The 20,721-nt window shown below is 39.1% G+C and carries 18 protein-coding genes and 1 pseudogene; 9 read left to right on the plus strand and 10 right to left on the minus strand.

What is annotated here, in order from left to right; genetic code table 11:
- Nucleotides 1-39: 39 nt before the first annotated feature.
- Nucleotides 40-510 carry a GrpB family protein gene (locus tag F993_RS14370; RefSeq protein WP_004653130.1) on the minus strand — a complete coding sequence of 157 codons (471 nt, stop codon included), beginning with the start codon at nucleotides 508-510 and terminating at the stop codon, nucleotides 40-42.
- Between the two features lie 102 nt (nucleotides 511-612).
- The gene (gene putA / locus F993_RS14365; protein ID WP_004653131.1) at nucleotides 613-4,374 is read right to left on the minus strand and encodes a trifunctional transcriptional regulator/proline dehydrogenase/L-glutamate gamma-semialdehyde dehydrogenase; all 3,762 of its coding nucleotides are present in this window, start codon (nucleotides 4,372-4,374) and stop codon (nucleotides 613-615) included.
- A gap of 120 nt (nucleotides 4,375-4,494) precedes the next feature.
- Here putA and F993_RS14360 point away from each other — a divergent pair, with 120 nt between their 5' ends.
- Nucleotides 4,495-4,986, plus strand: coding sequence for an Lrp/AsnC ligand binding domain-containing protein (locus tag F993_RS14360; protein WP_004653132.1), 492 nt, complete (start codon nucleotides 4,495-4,497; stop codon nucleotides 4,984-4,986).
- Nucleotides 4,987-5,029: 43 nt separating this feature from the next.
- Here F993_RS14360 and putP read toward each other — a convergent pair whose 3' ends face one another.
- Entirely contained in the window at nucleotides 5,030-6,526 is a 1,497-nt protein-coding gene (gene putP / locus F993_RS14355) for a sodium/proline symporter PutP (protein WP_004653133.1), read from the minus strand.
- Between the two features lie 479 nt (nucleotides 6,527-7,005).
- Here putP and aspA point away from each other — a divergent pair, with 479 nt between their 5' ends.
- Nucleotides 7,006-8,448, plus strand: a complete 1,443-nt coding sequence (aspA, locus tag F993_RS14350; RefSeq protein WP_004653134.1) for an aspartate ammonia-lyase — start codon at nucleotides 7,006-7,008, stop codon at nucleotides 8,446-8,448.
- Nucleotides 8,449-8,711: 263 nt separating this feature from the next.
- Nucleotides 8,712-9,869, plus strand: coding sequence for a lytic polysaccharide monooxygenase (locus tag F993_RS14345; RefSeq protein ID WP_004653135.1), 1,158 nt, complete (start codon nucleotides 8,712-8,714; stop codon nucleotides 9,867-9,869).
- An 81-nt stretch (nucleotides 9,870-9,950) separates the two neighbouring features.
- Here F993_RS14345 and gcvH read toward each other — a convergent pair whose 3' ends face one another.
- From gcvH to F993_RS14325, 4 genes are all read right to left on the minus strand, one after another.
- Nucleotides 9,951-10,325 carry a glycine cleavage system protein GcvH gene (gene gcvH, locus F993_RS14340; protein WP_004653136.1) on the minus strand — a complete coding sequence of 125 codons (375 nt, stop codon included), beginning with the start codon at nucleotides 10,323-10,325 and terminating at the stop codon, nucleotides 9,951-9,953.
- An 80-nt stretch (nucleotides 10,326-10,405) separates the two neighbouring features.
- The gene (locus tag F993_RS14335; RefSeq protein ID WP_004653137.1) at nucleotides 10,406-11,431 is read right to left on the minus strand and encodes an AraC family transcriptional regulator; all 1,026 of its coding nucleotides are present in this window, start codon (nucleotides 11,429-11,431) and stop codon (nucleotides 10,406-10,408) included.
- A gap of 128 nt (nucleotides 11,432-11,559) precedes the next feature.
- Nucleotides 11,560-12,000: a MaoC family dehydratase gene (locus F993_RS14330; RefSeq protein WP_004653138.1), complete on the minus strand. Its 441-nt coding sequence runs from the start codon at nucleotides 11,998-12,000 to the stop codon at nucleotides 11,560-11,562.
- Complete coding sequence (locus tag F993_RS14325) at nucleotides 12,000-13,847, minus strand: ABC transporter ATP-binding protein (protein ID WP_004653139.1); 1,848 nt, start codon at nucleotides 13,845-13,847, stop codon at nucleotides 12,000-12,002. The genes F993_RS14330 and F993_RS14325 overlap by 1 nt, the downstream gene beginning before the upstream one ends.
- Nucleotides 13,848-14,119: 272 nt before the next feature.
- Between F993_RS14325 and F993_RS14320 the strand changes: the two genes are divergently transcribed.
- Both F993_RS14320 and F993_RS14315 read left to right on the plus strand, forming a co-directional pair.
- Nucleotides 14,120-14,305: a hypothetical protein gene (locus tag F993_RS14320; RefSeq protein WP_004653140.1), complete on the plus strand. Its 186-nt coding sequence runs from the start codon at nucleotides 14,120-14,122 to the stop codon at nucleotides 14,303-14,305.
- 212 nt (nucleotides 14,306-14,517) lie between these two features.
- Nucleotides 14,518-14,880 carry a hypothetical protein gene (locus F993_RS14315; RefSeq protein WP_004653141.1) on the plus strand — a complete coding sequence of 121 codons (363 nt, stop codon included), beginning with the start codon at nucleotides 14,518-14,520 and terminating at the stop codon, nucleotides 14,878-14,880.
- 26 nt (nucleotides 14,881-14,906) lie between these two features.
- On the opposite strand, the gene F993_RS14310 is transcribed toward F993_RS14315, so the two are convergent.
- Complete coding sequence (locus tag F993_RS14310) at nucleotides 14,907-15,851, minus strand: metal-dependent hydrolase (protein WP_032812419.1); 945 nt, start codon at nucleotides 15,849-15,851, stop codon at nucleotides 14,907-14,909.
- Nucleotides 15,852-16,084: 233 nt separating this feature from the next.
- Nucleotides 16,085-17,314, minus strand: coding sequence for a sodium/glutamate symporter (gene gltS, locus F993_RS14305; protein ID WP_004653143.1), 1,230 nt, complete (start codon nucleotides 17,312-17,314; stop codon nucleotides 16,085-16,087).
- A 396-nt stretch (nucleotides 17,315-17,710) separates the two neighbouring features.
- Between gltS and F993_RS0119585 the strand changes: the two are divergent.
- The 3 genes and pseudogenes from F993_RS0119585 to F993_RS14295 all read left to right on the plus strand — a co-directional run bounded on the left by F993_RS0119585 (nucleotide 17,711) and on the right by F993_RS14295 (nucleotide 18,752).
- Nucleotides 17,711-18,027, plus strand: a pseudogene (locus F993_RS0119585) (hypothetical protein).
- 146 nt (nucleotides 18,028-18,173) lie between these two features.
- Complete coding sequence (locus tag F993_RS14300; protein ID WP_004653146.1) at nucleotides 18,174-18,368, plus strand: hypothetical protein; 195 nt, start codon at nucleotides 18,174-18,176, stop codon at nucleotides 18,366-18,368.
- A gap of 93 nt (nucleotides 18,369-18,461) precedes the next feature.
- Complete coding sequence (locus tag F993_RS14295) at nucleotides 18,462-18,752, plus strand: hypothetical protein (RefSeq protein WP_032812659.1); 291 nt, start codon at nucleotides 18,462-18,464, stop codon at nucleotides 18,750-18,752.
- Between the two features lie 157 nt (nucleotides 18,753-18,909).
- Here the strand turns inward: F993_RS14295 and F993_RS14290 are convergent, their stop codons facing one another.
- Nucleotides 18,910-19,152 (minus strand): hypothetical protein, encoded by a 243-nt coding sequence (locus tag F993_RS14290; RefSeq protein ID WP_004653148.1) that lies wholly within the window; start codon nucleotides 19,150-19,152, stop codon nucleotides 18,910-18,912.
- 862 nt (nucleotides 19,153-20,014) lie between these two features.
- Here F993_RS14290 and F993_RS14285 point away from each other — a divergent pair.
- The gene (locus F993_RS14285; protein ID WP_004653149.1) at nucleotides 20,015-20,671 is read left to right on the plus strand and encodes a hypothetical protein; all 657 of its coding nucleotides are present in this window, start codon (nucleotides 20,015-20,017) and stop codon (nucleotides 20,669-20,671) included.
- Nucleotides 20,672-20,721 lie beyond the last annotated feature (50 nt).

A 20,721-nucleotide genomic window follows, 5' to 3' on the forward strand; every position in this document is an offset into this window, starting at 1 on the left:
TAAGGTGCAGGAAATTATGATATTCACTTATTTATATGCTTAGCCTAGGGCGAGTACAGATTGGATAAAATCTGCTTTGATTTGCCGATATTGGTCTTGAGATAAGCCAACACATCTTTGTTTGAGCTGATTATATTGTTGGGTCAGGCTGGGTGAGTTTGTTAATAGATCCCGAAAGGTGATGAAATTGCAAAATTCTGAACCTGTCACCACGATTTGCAATGCCACATCATGTTGTTGTGATTGCAGCATACAAAGCTCATGAGTACGTAGTGTATCAAGTTTTTCTTTAAAATTAAGCTGTTGTGATTTTTCAATGCTATCTAAAAATTGATGGGCGGGTACTTCAATATAAATATCTAGGTCACCTTTTGAAATTGCATTGGGAATGGCGGATGAACCAATATGCTCAATAATGGCATAAGGAATAAGCTGCAGGATTTTATTTTTATAATCCTCAAAAAGCTGAGCGCAGTTGGGTTGATATTCAGGAGCTGAGAAAAAATGCATCTAAATGGTCTCATTTTTATAATAGGAATAAGGTGATCTAAAAATAATAAAAAACCCGAACCATGTAAACATGATTCGGGCTAGGAGATAGAAGACTGAAAATTAGTCTTCAGATAAAGTCATTAAACTCGCATTACCACCTGCTGCTGCAGTGTTTACGCTAATTGCTCGTTCAATGACTAGGCGTTCTAAAGGAATTTGTTCATTGGCTTGTAACTGGGTAATCCCGACAATCGCACCTGAACGATTCGCAACTTTAGTTTGCAAGTCTTGCAACTGTTCAACAGAACCATGATGAAGCACGGCATCAAACGCATCTTTTTCAACACTTGAAATCACAGTGATTGCATCTAAGACATCTTTTGGTAAAGACGCTTTGTGTTTTACTAAGAATGCATTGTCTTTCAACACAGCGGCAGTACTGCTGACGGAGAAAATCGCAAGTAATTGTTGAAGCTGGCTTGCTTCATCATTCGCAATCGAAAGCACACGATGACGAGGCAAGATAATGTATTGGTTGCTTTCACCAGTAGGGCCTTGCAACTCGTAGAACTTACCTACACCAAATGCTGGAATCGTTGGAATTGCTTGAGGCATGTTTTGGTTTGCCCAAGACAATAAGCTTTGATAAGCAACATTTGAAACTGCATCAAACTGAGAGATTTCAGCTTTCACCGCAAATGGGGTCGCCAATACTTTCTCTGAACAATGTTCCATCAAGCGGTACATATAAAGCGGACCACCCGCTTTAGGACCTGTACCAGATAAGCCTTCACCACCAAATGGTTGAACGCCTACAACTGCACCAACGATGTTGCGGTTGATATATAAGTTACCCACTTCAGCGCGCTGGATCACAGTATTGATGGTTTCATCGATACGTGTGTGTAGACCCATGGTTAAGCCATAGCCTTTGGCATTGATGCGGTCGATCAATTGCTCAAGCTCACCATACTTATAAGTGATGATGTGCAAGACTGGACCAAATACTTCGCGCTCTAGGTCGTCAAGGTTTGGCAATTCAATCGCTGTTGGCGGAACAAATGTACCTTGTGCAAGTGCTTGTTGGCCTACCGAATCGTTAAACATCAATTGATGAACAGGGTAGCCCTTAGATTTCATCTTTTGAATGTGCGTATCGATGGTTTGTTTTGCTTCAGTATCAATTACTGGGCCAATGTCAGTTTTTAAGATCGCAGGGTTGCCGACGATCAACTGTTGCATTGCACCTTTCAACATTTTGATGACTGTTGCAGCGCTGTCTTCTTGCACACATAAGATACGAAGTGCAGAACAACGTTGACCCGCACTGTCAAATGCAGAACTAACAACATCGAGAACCACTTGTTCAGTCAGTGCAGATGAATCAACGATCATCGCATTTTGACCACCTGTTTCCGCGATTAACGGAATTGGTTGACCGTTTGGAGACAAGCGTTTTGCAACAGTCTTTTGCAAGATTTTTGCAACTTCAGTCGAACCTGTGAACATGATGCCTTGAACGCGATCATCTTGGCTTAATTGTGCACCGACTGTTTCACCGCGACCTGGAAGAAGTTGAACAACGCCGTGTGGCACGCCAGCTTCCCAAAGCATTTGAACTGCTTGAGCTGCAATTAACGGTGTTTGTTCAGCAGGTTTGGCAATAACACAGTTACCACTGACCAATGCAGCTGCAATCTGACCCGAGAAAATCGCAAGAGGGAAGTTCCATGGGCTGATACACAATACGGTACCTAATGGCTTCACCTGTGCATTTGCAGGCAGGTTTTCAATTTGAGTTGCGTAGTAACGTAGGAAATCGACGGCTTCACGAACTTCTGCAATCGCATTGGCATAGGTTTTACCACTTTCGCGGCAAAGTAAAACCATCAACTCTTGAATACGGGCTTCCATCAAGTCAGCAGCACGTTTTAAGCAAGCAGCACGCTCAACTTTATCAGTGGCTGCCCAGCTTTGTTCCGCTTGCACCGCAGCTTCTAAGGCCGGTTGTACATCAGCGCTGGTTGCTTCATTGACATAACCGACAATTTCACTGTTTTGTGCAGGGTTTGTAATTGCAAGCGCATTACTTTCATCATGGACTGCTGATTCAAAACCAAGTAACGGGGCACTTTTCCAAATCTGGCTACGTAATTTCTGTGCCGTCGCATCCAAGTCCGCTAATGGTTGATCATTATTGAGATCAAAGCCATTTGAGTTTGGACGTAAAGGATAAAGATCATGCGGAAGCGGAATTGCAGGATGTTTTAAGCCAAGCTGACCTTCGTCTTTTGCAGAAGTTTGAATGTCTTTGATTGGAGATTGAATCAGGTCTTCAACTTTTAAAGTCTTGTCAGCAATACGGTTTACGAATGAGGTATTTGCACCATTTTCAAGTAAACGACGGACTAAATAAGCCAATAAAGTTTCATGGTTACCGACTGGCGCATAGACACGACATGGTACGCCTAATTTACCATCTTCTTTAGATCCAACCACTTGTTCGTACAATGGCTCACCCATACCGTGTAAGCATTGGAACTCGTATTGACCTGGGTAGTATTTGCTTGGATCAGCCAAGTTGTAAATCGTTGCGAGTGATTGTGCATTGTGTGTCGCAAATTGCGGATACACTTGATCGGGTGCAGCAAGAAGTTTCTTCGCACAAGCGATATATGACAAATCCGTGTGAACTTTACGGGTAAACACAGGATAATCAGTCATACCATCAATTTGCGCTTTCTTGATTTCGCTGTCCCAATACGCACCTTTCACTAAACGGATCATCAGACGTTTGTTACTGCGTTTTGCAAGGTCAACGATATAATCGACGACGTAGAAACAACGCTTTTGATAAGCCTGAATTACAAAACCAATGCCTTTCCAGTTGGCAAGTTTTGGTTCGAAACATAAGCGTTCAAGTAATTCGAGTGAAATTTCTAAACGTTCAGACTCTTCAGCATCGATGTTTAAGCCGATGTCGTATTGTTTTGCCAAGCACGCAAGTTCAAAAACTTTGCTATAAAGTTCGTGATGAACACGGTCAATTTGCGCACGTTGATAACGTGGGTGTAAAGCAGATAGCTTGATTGAAATACCAGGACCATCGTAAACACCACGACCATTTGATGCTTTACCAATGGCATGAATGGCTTGTGTGTAGTCGTTGTAATAGCGCTCAGCATCATGTTCAGTTAGTGCAGCTTCACCCAACATGTCGTATGAGTAGCGGAAACCTTTGTGTTCAAATGGTTTTGCATGTTCAAGCGCTTCTTCGATGGTTTCACCCGTAACGAACTGCTCACCCATCATACGCATGGCAACGTCAACTGCTTTACGGATGATGCCACGACCACTACGTGCTAAAAGACCAGTCAAAACACTTGATAAGCTGGTTTGCTTTGGTGTTTCCATTAACTTGCCAGTTAACATCAAGCCCCATGCCGCAGCGTTTACGAACATGAGGTTGCTTTGACCAACGTGTTCTTTCCAGTTACCTTGGTTGATTTTGTCGCGGATCAATAAATCACGTGTCGCTGTATCTGGAATACGAAGCAAAGCTTCTGCCAAACACATCAATGCCACACCTTCTTGTGAAGAAAGTGAGAATTCTTGGAGTAAACCTTGAACAATACCTGCTTTACCAGCCGAGCTTTTACGTTCACGTAAATTATGCGCTAGGCTAAATGCAAGTTCATAAATTTTTTGATCAAGTTCTGGGGAAATGTTGGCTGCTTCAGCAAGTACAGCCACTGCTTCAGGCTCTGCACGTCGCCAAGCCGTATTAATGCGTTGCTCAAACTCACTTTTTTCTTTAAATTCGGTAATATAACCGTCGATGTGAGCTGTTTCCATTTGTGCGGGAGTATCCAATGTATTCATACTAAATTCCAATAACAATCTCTAGAACATATTGAGTAGAGAGGTTTAGATAATTTATGATTACAGAATAAATCCCGAGTAACTCACTATAATTTACCCATTTTTTAGAGGAAAATTCAGTTGAATGGCCCTATTTATACATTAGATCGAACCGATCTAAAAATTCTGGATATTCTTCAAGCAGATGGGAGAATTTCTAATAGTAAATTGGCAGAACTCGTGAACCTATCGCCGACTGCAGTGATGGCACGTGTACAGAAGTTGACCAAGGATGAATTTATCTTAGGATATGAGGCCAAACTTAATCCCAACAAGCTTAATGCGAACTTTTTAGTATTTGTGGAAGTGTTGTTAGATAAGACTACTCCACATGTACTGGACGATTTTATTGATGCAGTGACTCAATATCCTGAGATCGTGGAATGCCATATGGTCAGTGGAGGCTTTGATTTCTTGATTAAGTTACGGAGTGCGGGGATGGAGGAGTTTCGCCGTATTGCGGGGCAGATTTTATGGCAGCTCCCTGGTGTGAAGGAAACACGCAGCTACCCAGTCATGCAGGTGGTGAAAGACAGCTCTAAAATAAAAATTAAATCAAAAACAAAATTTTAAACAAAAGAAAAGGGGCTCGAAAGCCCCTTAAATTTTATCAGAATTATTTCATTTCACGTGCATAGATTTCATCAGCTTGTTCGAAGCGACTGGTTACCGCTGCATTTGGTGCTTTACCAAGTAAGCTCACCACCACGATACTGATCAAGGCAAAAACGAAGCCTGGAATAATTTCATAGATACCCGTGTAACCGAAGAAGTTTTTCCATAGGATGACCGTCAAAGCACCCACAATCATACCCACCAATGCACCGTTTAACGTCATACGTTTCCAGAATAATGAAAGAATAATTAATGGACCAAACGCTGCGCCAAAACCAGCCCAAGCATAGGCAACTAAGCCAAGAACCTTGCTTTCTGGGTTTTGTGCAAGAACGAGGGCAAGCATTGCAACTGCAATTACCATTGCACGGCCAATCCAAACCAACTCTTTTTGAGATGCATTCTTGCGGATAAAGCCTTTGTACAAATCTTCTGTCAAAGCACTAGAGCAAACCAATAGCTGGCAACTCAATGTACTCATGATTGCAGATAGAATTGCAGCGAGGATCACACCTACAACCCAAGGGTTGAACAGAATTTTGGTGAGTTCCATGAAGACAGTTTCAGGGTTAGCCGTTACTGCAGCTGCGAACTCAGGATGCATTTGGAAATAAGCAATACCGATAAAACCTGAACCAACTGCGCCAGCAAGACATAAAATCATCCATGTCATACCGATACGGCGAGCTGCTGGGATTGATTTTACTGAGTCAGCTGCCATGAAGCGGACAAGGATATGCGGTTGACCAAAATAGCCTAAACCCCAAGCTGCTGCTGAAAGAATCGCAACAACACTTAAGTTTGTCGCAAAATCAAATGCATGTGGACGTACACTTTCAACAACCGCAGTAAACTCTTCCACACCAATGCCTAAAGACATGTAGGTCACGATTGGAAGCAGCAATAATGCAAAAATCATCAAGCCCGCTTGGAAAGTATCGGTCCAGCTAATTGCAAGGAAACCACCGATGCACACATATCCAATGGTTGCAAAAGCACCTAACCATAAGGCTGTGCTATATGGTAATTGGAACAGTGTTTCGAATAATCGTGCACCAGCGACCATGCCAGAAGCACAATAAATCGCAAAGAAAACAAGAATAATCAATGCAGATGTGACGCGTAGGATTTTCTTCTGGTCATCAAAACGACCGGTAAAGTAATCCGGTAAGGTGAGGGCATTGTTTTGTACTTCAGTGTGTACACGTAAACGGCCTGCAACCAAATACCAGTTTAACCAAGCACCGATAATCAAACCGATGGCAATCCACGATTCAGATAAGCCAGTTAAGTAAATTGCGCCAGGTAAACCCATGAGTAACCAACCACTCATGTCTGATGCACCCGCAGATAATGCGGTCACAAAACTGCCTAGACTTCGGCCTCCAAGAATATAATCGTCAAGGTTTTTGGTAGAAAAATAGGCGTATAAACCGATGCCAAGCATGGCCAGGATATAGACCACGAATACAACAACTGTGGGGTTAGAAAAATTCATAATGGATGCCTGTCCTTACATATCCATAATTTGCAATCACATCTGAATAGCTGAAAAAATGATTTGCTATTCTTGGGATTGATAAGGTCACAGATTCAAGCACAAATGATTTTTAAAATACTGTTATGTTTATGTATTTTGTTTGTATATTTTATGTAATTTAAAATAAGTCTATGAATCTTAATTTTTTAATTCAAAAAATAGAACTTTTTTTCAGCAAAATAGGAGAAGTTAGTGTTTAAAAAAAACTCAAAATGTATTCAAAAGTTACAATTCATAAAATGTACAGTTGTAGATTAAATTAAATCAGTTAAAAACTAGGCATTTTTTTGACACATGAAGTTACAAAAGCAACAATCCAGAGAACTTCCATAATAAAAAAATATAATGTTAAGCGCTTTTGCTAATGAAAAATCAGTTGCAATCTTCCATAGTAATTCATTGCACCATTAGGGTGCATTGTCTGAGAGAAATGGAAAGTGGAAACGGTTCAAACGGCAACGATAAGAATAGAGCATGATTTGCTCGGTGCAAAAGAAGTCCTAGCTGATTGTTATTATGGAATTCATACTTTACGCGCCATTGAAAATTTTAAGATTTCTTCGCAAAAAGTTGGACAAAATGGCTACTTTATTCGTGCTTTGGCACAGGTAAAGAAAGCTTCTGCGCAAGCGAATTTAAGCTTTGGCAAACTTACTGAAACTCAAAGTTTAGCCATTCAGCATGCCTGTGATGCTTTAATCACTGACACAGAAAAATGGCAAGATTCCTTCCCAATTGATATTTATCAAGGTGGGGCGGGTACTTCAATTAATATGAATACTAATGAAGTGATTGCCAATATTGCACTGGAGTCATTGGGGTATCAAAAAGGAAAATATGAGGTGATCCATCCTAATGATCATGTCAATAAGTCCCAATCGACCAATGACGTATACCCAACAGCACTTCGTCTATCAACCTACTGTTCTTTGGATGCTTTGTTCACGCAAATGGACAAGCTAATTACGTCATTTGAAAATAAAGCAATTGAATTCCGCTATGTATTAAAGATGGGTCGAACTCAATTACAGGATGCGGTGCCAATGACATTGGGGCAAGAGTTCCGTGCCTTTGCAACTTTATTAAAAGAAGATGTACGTTTAATCAAACGGACTCGTGAATTATTGCTTGAAGTGAATTTGGGCGCGACCGCAATTGGCACTGGGGTAAATACACCAAAAGGTTATGCCATCAAAGCCGTTTCCTGTTTAAAAGAGATTACAGGCTTGAATCTGGTGGGTGCGGAAGATTATGTTGAAGCAACCAGTGACTGTGGTGTATTCATCATTTTATCGAGTGCCTTAAAGCGTCTTGCATGTAAACTCTCCAAAATTAGCAATGACTTACGGTTGCTGAGTTCAGGTCCACGTACAGGATTAGGTGAAATTCAATTGCCCGAGTTGCAGGCTGGTTCTTCGATCATGCCTGCGAAGGTGAATCCTGTGATTCCTGAAGTGGTGAATCAGATTGCATTTAAAGTGATCGGTAACGATTTAACTATTACTTTTGCGGCAGAAGCGGGGCAATTACAACTTAATGTGATGGAACCTGTCATTGCAATTTCATTGAATGAATCAATTGAATTGCTTACACATGCAATTCAAAGCCTAGATGAAAAATGTGTACGTGGCATCAAAGCAAATGAACAAGCTTGCCATGATGCAGTGATGCGTAGTGTCGGGATTATTACGCTGCTTGATCCATTATTGGGCCATGCATTGTGCGATGAAATCGGTAAACAATGTATTGCTGAACATAAAACCATTCAAGAGGTGGTTTTAGAGCGTGGTCTACTGACTCAAGCGCAACTGGATGAAATTTTCTCTTTTGAAAACTTGGTTTCAGAGGTAGATGGTATTCAAGTGGATTATGTCGCTTAAATCCTGAAAATTAAGCTGTGATTAAAGCCCAGTTCAAATTGAATTGGGCTTTTTTTGATTGCACTGAGAAATAATGGATTGGTGCAATAATTTGATCGGGTCATCATAAGCTTTTATTCCTGTGATCAAGTCAACTCACATATTACAGATCATTACAGAGTAGGTGCTTGTCTTGTCTAAGCGGCTCACCTATGGTCTAAGAGGTGTCTTTAGAACACCAATGCTTAACAACAATAAATAAGTTAAATGACAAGGGTAGAATAATGATGATGCATCGCTTTATTAGACGCAGTTTAATCTCGATGGGAATATTGGTATTGCCTATTGTACCTTCATTGGTTTTTGCACATGGCTATGTACTTAAACCAGAATCTCGAGCTTATGCCTGTAAGTTAAATAAGAATACTCAATGTGGCAGCATTGTGTGGGAGCCGCAAAGTTTAGAAGCTCCGAAAGGTTTTCCGCAGTCTGGACCGCCTGATGGTCAAATCGCCAATGCAAATTTGAGTCAATTTTCAGAACTGAATGCACAATCACCGACACGATGGGTTAAAACAAACTTGCCTACGGGGGCAAATGATTTTACTTGGCAGTTTACGGCACAACATGTAACTCAAGGCTGGCGTTATTTCATCACTAAACAAGGGTGGAATCCTTCAGCTCCCTTGGCACGTGGTTCTTTTGATCTTAATCCCTTTTGTACGGTGGATGGTAAATATCAGAAACCTACTAGTGTGGAAACACATCGCTGTTATGTGCCTGCTGACCGAAGTGGCTATCATGTCATTCTAGCGGTCTGGGATATCGGTGATACCAGTAATGCTTTTTATAATGTTATTGATGTAAATGTTGGTTCAGGTAGTCCAACAACACCCGTCGATCCGCAACCGCCAAAACCAGTTCAAAGCTGGAATGATATTGGTGATATTAATCCGCTTGATGACCTATTGGTAAATGATCGTGTATCCACACGAGTCTTTGATACCAATGGTGAAAATCCAAATCTAAAAACAGAATTACGGATTACCAGTACTGCCAATGGTAGTCGAAATGTTTGGCCTCGCTTATTAGCTGAGGCGATTAATCGAGAACACAGCGCTTTACGCGCAGGCATCAAAAATACCAATGCTGATATTGTGCCTGTAAATGGGAAAAATGATGTATATAGTAGTTTAAATAGTGGTATTCAACGTGTTGAAATCAAAATTGAGCGTGCCCCGATCAATGGTGGTGGTTCTTATGATTTTGTTTATCCGAAGAGTATTGCTACATATAAAGCAGGCACCAAAGTATTGGGCAGTGATGGACGTATATATCAGTGCAAGCCTTTTCCTTATAGTGGTTGGTGTACCATTCAAGCACATCAATACGTACCTGGCACAGGCTCGAACTGGCAGGATGCTTGGCTTTTAGTGAAATAATCAATGTTCTAATAAATAAAAAACCGAGTTAATATATAACTCGGTTTTCTAAATATCTCAATCCAAAGCGATTGGTCAGATTTATAAACCTGATTCATACTCGCTATTAGAAAGCAGTTTTTCAACATCAGCGATATTGTCAGGCTTAATTTTGTAAATCCAACCTTTGCCATAAGGCTCATCATTAACAAAATCAGGATCATCTTCAAGGTCAGTATTCACTTCAACCACGGTTCCAGAAACAGGCGCGTGAATATCAGAGGCTGTTTTCACAGATTCAACAATACCTGCTTGTTCGGTTGCGGTGACATGGCTACCCACTTCTGGGGTTTCCACATAGACTAAATCACCCAACTCATCTTGTGCATGGTCAGTAATCCCTGTAACAACGAGGTCGCCCTCAATTCTTACCCACTCATGCGTACGTGCATATTTCAATTCTGCTGGATGATTCATGACAACTCCTTAACAATCTGTCGTATCATTTTTATTTGGTTTATACATGCTTTTCAATAAAAACAAAAGCTTTCGTGAACTTATAAATAAGGGTCTTTACGCCAGTTACTTGGGCTACGACCACTCCAACGCTTAAAGGCACGGCTGAAATTCGCGACATCAGAATAACCGAGTTCATCTGCAATTTGCTCCAAACTATAATCGGTTCGAGAAAGTAAAGAGGTTGCATGACGATAACGAACTTCATCCACAAGGGTAGAGAAGGATGTACCTTCCGCAGCCAATTGGCGTTTCAAGGTGCGATCTGACATGTGTAAGCGTTCAGCCACACTTTCAATACTCAGATAGTGCTGTTCTGAATTGGTCAAAATATCACGAACCCGCATGGCTAAACGACGACGTTCGCCTAGCGCAGAGAGTTCAGTTTCACATTGGTTAATAGCAATTTGACTGGCAATTGGATCGGCATTGACCATTTTTAAGCCGAGATATTTTTTATCGAAGCTGGAAATCAGATGAGGCTGATTGAAGCGTACTGTACTGGTTAATTTATCTTTATATTTTTCAAAACCAGCTGGTTCAGCAAAGTCCAGATCGACTTCACCCCTTAAATCTTCAATGCCTGTGAGGGCTTTGGCCATGGTCATAATACCAATGGTCAGACCCAGAATAATTTCAGTGCGCAACGGCTCAACTTCAATATCACATTGTAGTTGCAGCGTAGCCTTTGGTCCAAAGGTAGAAAAATAAAGCTGTAAAAAGGGAAGACGTAACTGAATAAACCGGCTTGCCAGTGCAATGGCATCAGTAATGTCATGCGCTGTCATAATGGCATAGCCAATAAAACCATGAATGGAAATACGCATTTGCGTGCCCAAGTGAAAGCCCAATGTACTTTCACCCGTAAGGCGTAAAGAATGCTTGACCAATTCATTCGCAATCGGTGTCGGAATTCGATAATTTGGATCAGCCAGTTGCTCACTAGTTAAATGAAACGGTGCAAACAATGTTTCATCGCTATATCCCCAGCGAGAAACCACGTCTAGGAGCAATAAGCCATAGACGCCTGGTATTCCTTGATCTTGACGAGTTGAGGTTGTTTTCATGTGCTTTCCGTGGCGCTCATCAATTTTGCCAATATCTTTTAAACATTTAAGTCTTAAACATCTTTACATGAAATAAAATAATCAATCATAAAAATTGTTGGACAAAAGAGTCATTGAATGTTCAAGAATCAAGTTGGTTTTCTAAACACCATAATTTTGGTTGTCGATATTAATAGCACATCCCCATGTTGGTTCAAAGCTTGTGTTACGTAGCTGACGATACCACGATCATTTTTTGTTTTAGATGGCACAATTGCGGTAATTTCAATCTCGACATGAATTTTATCGCCAACACGGGTTGGACGAGGCCAGCGCAAGCTTGATTCGGTACCTAACAACCCACCAGCAACTGGAAAACACTCTGTCCATAAGCGCATGGTCACAGCGGAGGTATGCCAGCCACTTGCAGCTAAACCTTGAAAGATAGGGTGCTCCGCAGCAGCAACCTCATCGAGATGAAAGGGCTGAGGATCGTATTGCCCAGCAAATTGCTTTACTTCTTCAAGGGTCATTTCATATTCACGGCTTGTGAAATGGTCGCCAATATTTAAATCTTCTAAATACAACATTATTCTGTGTCCTGAGTCACTCGCTGTTCAACTAAAAAGCCACCCGTTTGGCGTTTCCATAATTGTGCATACAAGCCATCGTTCGCAATCAGTTCTTCATGTGTGCCTTGCTCAGCAATTCGGCCTTGATCAAGTACAATGAGGCGATCCATTTGAGCAATGGTAGACAAACGGTGGGCAATTGCAATCACGGTTTTGCCGACCATAAGGTCATTTAAACTGCTTTGAATCGCAGCTTCTACTTCAGAATCCAGTGCACTGGTTGCCTCATCGAGGATGAGAATAGGCGCGTCTTTGAGGAAAACACGTGAAATAGCAATCCGCTGGCGTTGTCCACCAGAGAGTTTGACACCACGCTCACCCACATAAGCATCAAATCCAACCCGACCTTTTTGATCTGTCAGTTGTGGAATGAATTCTTCTGCTCTTGCTTTTTTCACGGCCAGTTGGACTTCAGCTTCAGTCGCATTTGGACGACCATATTTAATATTTTCAGCCACGGTACGGTGAAGCAAGGAGGTATCTTGCGTGACTAATGCAATATTGGCGCGCAGGCTATCTTGAGTAACATCATGAATATTTTGACCATCAATCAGAATACGACCTTGGTTGATATCGTAAAAATGAAGTAGTAATTGGATCAATGTCGATTTACCAGCGCCAGAACGCCCAACAACGCCAATTTTTTCACCAGGTTTGATGGTCAAATTAAAATGCTCAATCACATTTTTTTGGTTATAGGCAAAGCTCACATCCTCAAATCGAATTTCACCATGCTCAACTTTTAGTTCTGTCGCACCTTTCTTGTCTTGAATTTGGATCTGTTTCCCTAAAGTTGACATGCCATCCTGAATGGTACCGACATTCTCAAATAGCATAGTGACATGCCACATTAAAAACTCAGCCATACTGTCTAGCTTCAGTACCATCGCCGTGGTGGCGGCAATGACACCAATAGCAGCTTGTCCTTGCGTCCATAACCAAACTGAAGTACCAATGACACCAATGTATAGAAATGCACTGAGTAAACGAATGCTAATTTCGTATTTAACCCCTAAACGCATTTGCTTATAAACCGTAACCATAAACTCTTGCATGGATTCTTTTGCATACTGGCTTTCACGGCCTGCATGAGCAAAAAGCTTTACAGTTTGGATATTGGTATAAGCATCTGTTATTCGACCTGTCATAACTGCACGTGAATCGGCTTGTTTTTTTGAGATTTTTCCTAAACGGGGAATAAAATAACTGGCAATGACAATGAAAAAAACCAGCCACAACATTAAAGGAATAATCAGTACAGGAGAAATGGAGCCTAATACCACACTAATCGTAATGAAGTAGATCAGTACATATACCAGCATATCGCCCAAAATCATCCAGAATTCGCGTACTGCCAGAGCCGTTTGCATGACTTTGGCAGAAAGGCGCCCTGCGAAATCAGTATGGAAGAAGTCTAAGCTCTGTTGGAGCAGCAAGTTGTGAAAGCGCCAACGCATGCGCATCGGGAAATTACTAAACAAAACCTGATGTTTAACCACAGATTGCAGGCTAACAAAGAAAATATTGGCAAAAAGAATACTGATGAGGATGGTTAAATTTTGCTGGTTATTTTCTAGGAATGTGCTGGGTTGGCTCTGCGTCAACCAATCGACCAATTTTCCAATATAGGAGAAAAATAATGCTTCAAAACTTGCTGCCGCTGCAGTACAAGCAATTAAGATAAAAAGATAAGGGCGAATCCCTTTGGTCGCTTGCCAAACGAAAGCAAAAAAAGTCGTTGGTAATGGTTTGTTTAAGTCTTTCGTTGGATAAGGATCAACTAATTTTTCAAACCATTGCAGCATGCCGCTTTTCCTCTAGTTATACAGTACGATTCAGCTCACTTATGTAGAATAACAGAAAAGCGACTTAGAGTCGGCAAAAGAAAATAAATGATGAACAGCAAACAAAGGCGGAATCATCGTTGCTTTTTAGGTTCAGGTAAGTTAATGGATAGAAACGATGAATATTTTTTATGCCATAAACAAAATCATTTTCAGAATTCACAAAGTTTTATGTTAATCATATGATGTTTGTTAGTAAGACAAATCATTCGTTATTGTAGAGGTAGAAAAGAATGAATAATATGAATAACCCAGTAGATGACCTAGAGCAATTAGAAAATGAACAGCAACAACAGAATTCGACGACACATTCTGTAGATATTAATCCAGTCGATTTAGTTGAAATTGTTGTTGAGATTGGAAAAGGTGCATTAGATGTAGCCTCATCAATTATAGAGAATATAGATGTCGATATTTGATTAGAAAGTTTGTCTTATAATTAAATGTAGTTATTTAAAATTAGTGATTGCTAAATAAGATTTTTATTTAGTTGTCCTTCATACTTTATTTTGTATTTTTAAACGTATTGGTGTTTGATTTCAAGGCGGTTTTTTGTTCGATATGATGTTATAATAAGTGAAAATTAATATATATAGAAACGGTGATGAAAATAATATCTATAGTTATGCTTATGTTTTTATTTGGTATATGTCGCACAGCAGATGCTAAAAACTTTAAAGATGATTACGTTAATTTATCTGATGTTTATTTCAAATCTATAGATGACCAAATTCAGTTTGAATATGGTTTGCGAGGCAAGGAGAAATCCGACATTGAGCAGCTAAAAGCAAAACAAAAAGAATGTTTAGTTGAAAAAAGTAAAGTGAATCTACATAAGTTGATTATTGAACGTTATTCAGATTATCAGCACTATATGCAAGGGGCTACTGAAACTATTATGGAAAAAAATGAGTTTGCGTTTACTCAAAATGAAGCGCAAAAAAATTATTTAGCATTGAAAAATGAGTTAAAAAAAACCCCATATCCTTGTTGAATAATGAGGTTTTTACTTACTGAAAATTAGCTTAATGCGGTTTTATTTACATTTTGCGTCATCTGCTCAAAATACTGTACTGCGGGTGAACGAGCCATATACGCCAATGCTTGCTCAGTATCACCTTCGTGGATTGGATTAAATTTTGGCGAGATCCAACGTAAAGTTGCTTTCCATAAGTACTTAATGGTTGGCAGGTTATCCGTTTGTGTCGCCGTTTTTTCGAACTCACGAATAAAGCTAAAGAATCCGCGGCGCATCAATTTTTGAATATCGTGATGTTCTAAATCTTGCTGCCCGAGGCTACGTGCAAAATCTGCAAGGAAGTAAATAAATAATGGGAATACACCCATCATAATCACTTGTCGAGAGACATAAAAACCGAATTTGTTGGTGAGCAGATGTTCAAAAAGGTCATAGGCTACACAACGATGCTCAACTTCTTCAGCAAGGTGCCAACGAAACAAATCGGTCATGGCTGGATCTGCTGTATCCCAAGACTTACTGTCCAGTGTCCATTGTCCAATTGTTCCGGTAAAGTGCTCGATTGCAGCAATAACCCCAACGCGGAACAATAACCAGTATTCCTCTAATTTCTCACCTTTAAGGAATGGCATCCCTAAAGGTTTTTCACCTAGAAGAATATTGAAAATAAAGTGAGCACGATTTAACGGATTTTGAATGTCATAGCCATTTTCTCTCAAGAAATCTTGGGCTTTTTCATGGGCGCGTGCATGAGCTGCTTCCTGACGGACAAAACCAATCACTTCTTGTTTGAGTGTTTCATCGGTGACATAGGGGATTGCTTTATTAAACACGCGGCAGAACCAAAATTCACCCGCAGGCAAAAGCATGTTAATCCCATTGGCAATGTGCGAACACAGGGGATCATCTGGCATCCAACAAACGGAAGATTCAGAAAAATCGAAATACACTTTTCTTGCTTTAAGTTGATGATTTTCTGTGATCATACATGTCACCCGAACTAAAAATACAAATCAAATTGAATCGGTAATTTTTAGCATTGAGTAAAAATGTGTACCATGTGCTTATAGGACAAAAACAGCTGTTCTACAGATTCTAAAGATAAAATAACAAAAACTTCTTGCTTTGCAGCTTGAAATCTCGCGCATAAAAAAGCCATATCGTTTGAAGATATGGCTTGATTCAATCAAATGAAGCAGTCGTTTTTACAGCATCAGTATTAACCAAAGATTTGTAAGATACTTTGAATAACAACAACGTTCACAAGGTCAATAAAGAATGCACCGACAAGGGGAACGATCAAAAAGGCTTTGTGTGATAGGCCATACATATTGGTAATTGCTTGCATATTTGCAATCGCATTAGGTGTTGCCCCCATACCAAAACCACAAAGACCTGAAGCCAGCACTGCGGAATCATAGTTTTTGCCCATAACGCGGAAGGAAACATAAACTGCAAATACCCACATCGCAATTGACTGAGCAATCAACAAAATAATCATTGGAATTGCAAGATCGGCCAGTTGCCAAAGTTTTAATGAAACCAATGCCATTGCTAAGAACAACGCTAGCGCCGTATTCCCAAACACGTCTATCGAGCGATCAAAGATTTCTTGTTTGAGGCCAGTTTCTAAGATATTACGTAGAAGAATACCGCCACCCAATGCCCATACAAATGTGGGTAATTCAATTGCGGTGCCGATCGTTAGGTTTTTCATGGTTTCAGCAAAAGCCAAAGCAAAGGCAAACATACCTAAAGTGACAATGGCATTATCCGCTGTGATCAAGCGAACTTTTTGTGGTGCTTCAAAGGTGTACTCACTATCCGTAAGCGGCGCCTCTTTATTTTCTTCACGAACTTCCGCTTTTAATGGCGATGCTAGGTTGTGTTTACGAATGAGGTAACGAGCTAATGGTCCTCCCATTAAACCACCGACTACCATACCGAAAGTCGCACTTGCAATGCCCATTGGCAACGCACCTTCAACGGCGTATTTGGTCTCAAAAATTGGTCCCCATGCCCCAGCAGTACCTAAACCACCAACCAAAGCAATTGAACCTGCAACAACTCCCATTAATGGATCAAGACCGACAGCAGAAGCAATGGCCATGCCGACGCCATTTTGAATGATGACAAAGAAGGAAATCGCAATTAAGAAGATAATTAAAGGCTTGCCACCTTCCTTAAGTTTGGCAAAATTAGCACTTAATCCAATCGATGCAAAAAACATAAGCATGAATGTATCTTGCATTGGCTTATTGACTGAAATGGTATAACCCGCAAATTGATGAATCAAATAAAAAATAATTGCACCGACCAAACCACCAGCAACAGGCTCTGGGATATTGTATTTGGTTAAAAAGGGGATGTGCTTATTTAAAATGCGTCCTACATAGAGGACCAACACCGCTAGCATGAGCGTATATGTTGGATTAAGTATGAAATCCATAGATATCCTTAAAATATGAACCGTCGAGAGGGCAAAAGGCGCTCTGAGATAGCTAGATTAAATGAAAAAAATCGGCTTTAAAATATGTGATGTGGTTAACAATTATGCATTTCTATGCCTAAACTGTAGGTGCAAAGTATTTGAGTAAACAAACAGTAAAATTCCAGTAAATTTAAGCATTTAATTTAATGGTTGTTTATTTCATATCGTATTTGCTTCTATCAGCTACTTAGAATAGCTTGATAGATTTTTCGTTTTTAAGAGTGAATTGTTTAAGTGAGTGGTTTTTGTACTTTGATAGGGAGGGTGTTGATAATATGCAAGTGAATATAAGTTCTGAGGGGTAAAAAATGGCCGTTTTATGGCGATTTAAGAATGGCGTTGTAATACCTTTTAGTGAATAAAAAACATATTATTTTGTCATTGCTTATTGATTTAATTGTTGGTTCCTTGGTCGGTTCTTTGGGCTATTCAAAAACTACACACGTTATGATGCCATAACGACTGTACGTGTCATGATGAATCAAGTGATTGAAAATGAATTGCTAGACCCAGAGCAAGTGAAACAATTGAGTGTGCGGGCAGGTCAAAGCTCGAAAAAAGATTATCAATCAGTTGCTTCTAAATTTAACTTCTCAGAAAAACAACGCTCAAATGCTTCAGAAGGTTCAAATTGCAGCCAGTTCATTGTCGGGATTAATGAAGCAAAATAATTGATATTAAAAAAGCCCACTTTGTTTGACTTTTTTGATGTAAGACGTATATCTGCGTTTTATAGTGAGATAGAAAAAGAAAATACTGTCATAGATAAAGTAAGCGTATACTGTATAGAAGTACTAGAATCATAAGGAGTCGCAAAATGCTTGTTAAATTTGCAATACGCTTCATGGGTGTTTTATTTGCGGTATTGGCTTTGGCTGCTATCGTTATACATTTCTTTTTTTCTAGTCAGTTGACAACTGATCTATGGATTATTGTAGTTCCGATTATCCTTGGTGTTCCAATGCTTACTTCGGTAATTGTTGCACGTGATGAAGAGTTAAACGTTCACTAAAAATTACAGTTTAATTGAATAATAGCTCGTCAAAAGATGGGCTTTTTGCATTTATGTGCTATAAAAATATTTCCCATGATTCTGGAGATTGAAGTGGTTATTTCTCAGATAAGACAAAATTTAGACCGAGAATATGAGTTGTTCAAACACTCCCAAAGTTATCAAACTTATAAAAACAGTGAGATACAAATAAAAGCACAGTTTGTATCACATGCGTTAAAGGCAATAAAATATCCACATACCCATTTCATCCCTTTAGGAGGCGGTATTTATAAAGTGCTTAATTTTGATCATTTTGAGTTAGAACTTAATTTATTCAGTACCCCTTCATTTCGTAATAGAAATGCTTTTACTGAATGGATGTCTAAAAGTTTGTTTTCATAATAAAAATATCGATAACCTATATGCTTAGAAGCAGCTTAAGACTTGGTTGAATTATGAATGAAAGCAAGGCTGTTGAAGGGTAAAACGCTCATTTCGTCATTGATTTTGAGCGTTTATTTTAGTTTACAGAAGAATATTGAAGCTTGTTGCTCAAGTGTTATGCTATTTTTTTCATATGTTCTAAGCAATCAATTGCTGTTTTGCTTGTTACACTGAGTTCTTTAGCTAAAGTATGAGCTTGGTCCCAACTGAATATTTCAAGTTTTACCAATAATAACAACGTCATTTCAATATGATTTTTACTCTTAATAATTTCTTCCAAATTATTAAGATCAATCAACATATCAATTTCGGTCTTGATATGGTCAATTGCGGCATCTTTCTGCTGTTTTTGATACATTTTTTTTCTCCTATAAAAGGTATCTCAATGATTAATAGAATACTGAAATAGCTTAAATATTTATTAAATCAAAATTAATTGAATATTAAATAGAACGCTATGTGTATTCATTAATGTATTTTTCACTATTTTCTGCGAATCACTTTCTGTTTATCAGTTTGTGCCGAGAATAATTTTAAAAATTCAGATCTGAAATTTTTAATTACTCTTTTACTCACTTTTAGATTTCCATTTCATTAATAAATGAAAAATACTCTAATTTTATAGTGCAAATAATAAGCTTTAGTCAACCAACTGTTACACTTTGATGAGACTTTTTTGTATATTTGATGACATGCTTTTAGATGGCTTCTTTTTTGTCTTTATTTATTTTTTTTATTTAAATATATCAATGGTTAAAATTTAATTTATTCTTTACTTTAATCTTCTCAAAATTGGTTTTTTTGATTCAAAAGTGACAAATGTGACATTTTTTGCAGCAGTAAAATATGGGAGGTGTCAAAAGTGATCATAATGGAAGAAGATTTGTCATTTTTTACCTATATAAGCTACGTATAAAAATACATGTTTATTTAATTCTTTCATTAGAATGACTGCCTAATCAATATATATACATTCAAAATTAGGTGCTGTAGGGTTTGAGGTTTGAAAAAATTAGGGTAATCATTGATTTATGATTAAGCTTTTACTAAGATTAGGATATAAAGAAAGCACTTTTTAATTAGTTATCAGTTAATATAAGCTTATACTAGGTCTTAAAAATAGATTAACCAAATATCGGATTTTATGTATTGTTTCAGACATTTAGGTGGAGATAAATTACTATCTAAACTCTTAAAACTAAATAAAAATAGGTATTTGAATGAAAACAATATTGCTTGGGGCAATAGGAGTCGCTACATGTTTCACGACAATACATGCATGGGCAGATACACCACTACAACTGAATTATGGGGCACCTCAAGCTCTAGGTGAACCGACGTCAGTACAGCAGACTGAGCAGCACTATCGCAGCGAAAGCAGGAGCGGTATTCAAACTTCTATATTCGCTGAATACTATGGTTCAAGGTTAAAGTCTGATGAAGTTGATGGACATGAAAACCTTAACGGTTTGGGTACAGGAGTCACCTTTACGGCTTTAGATACACTTAGTTCAACATTTGGCCTGAATTATCAAAAAAATGCGGATTGGAAAAGTACTGAGATTAATGTGAAAGGAGGCTACACCTTTTACGGTCATAACAATAGCTATGCTAATGCGAGTATTGGTGTGGGATATGCGTGGCTGAAAGCTGATGACTATGATGTCAAATTACGTTATGTCACATTACCGATAGAGTTTGAATTAGGACACTATATTCAATCTAATCTCGCAATTTATGCTGGACTAGGCTACAAATGGCTTTATATTGAAAATTACAAAGATGTTTGTACCAGTTATTTCTGTGATAGCACAGTGGCTGATGTACTAGATATGGATGGAATGACCTATAAAGTGGGGATGCGCTATCTGTTCTGATGAAGATATGAATGCTTGACTCCTGAGGCTTATCTATGGATAGGCCATTT

This window comes from Acinetobacter proteolyticus (genome assembly GCF_000367945.1).
GTDB classification, from domain to species: domain Bacteria; phylum Pseudomonadota; class Gammaproteobacteria; order Pseudomonadales; family Moraxellaceae; genus Acinetobacter; species Acinetobacter proteolyticus.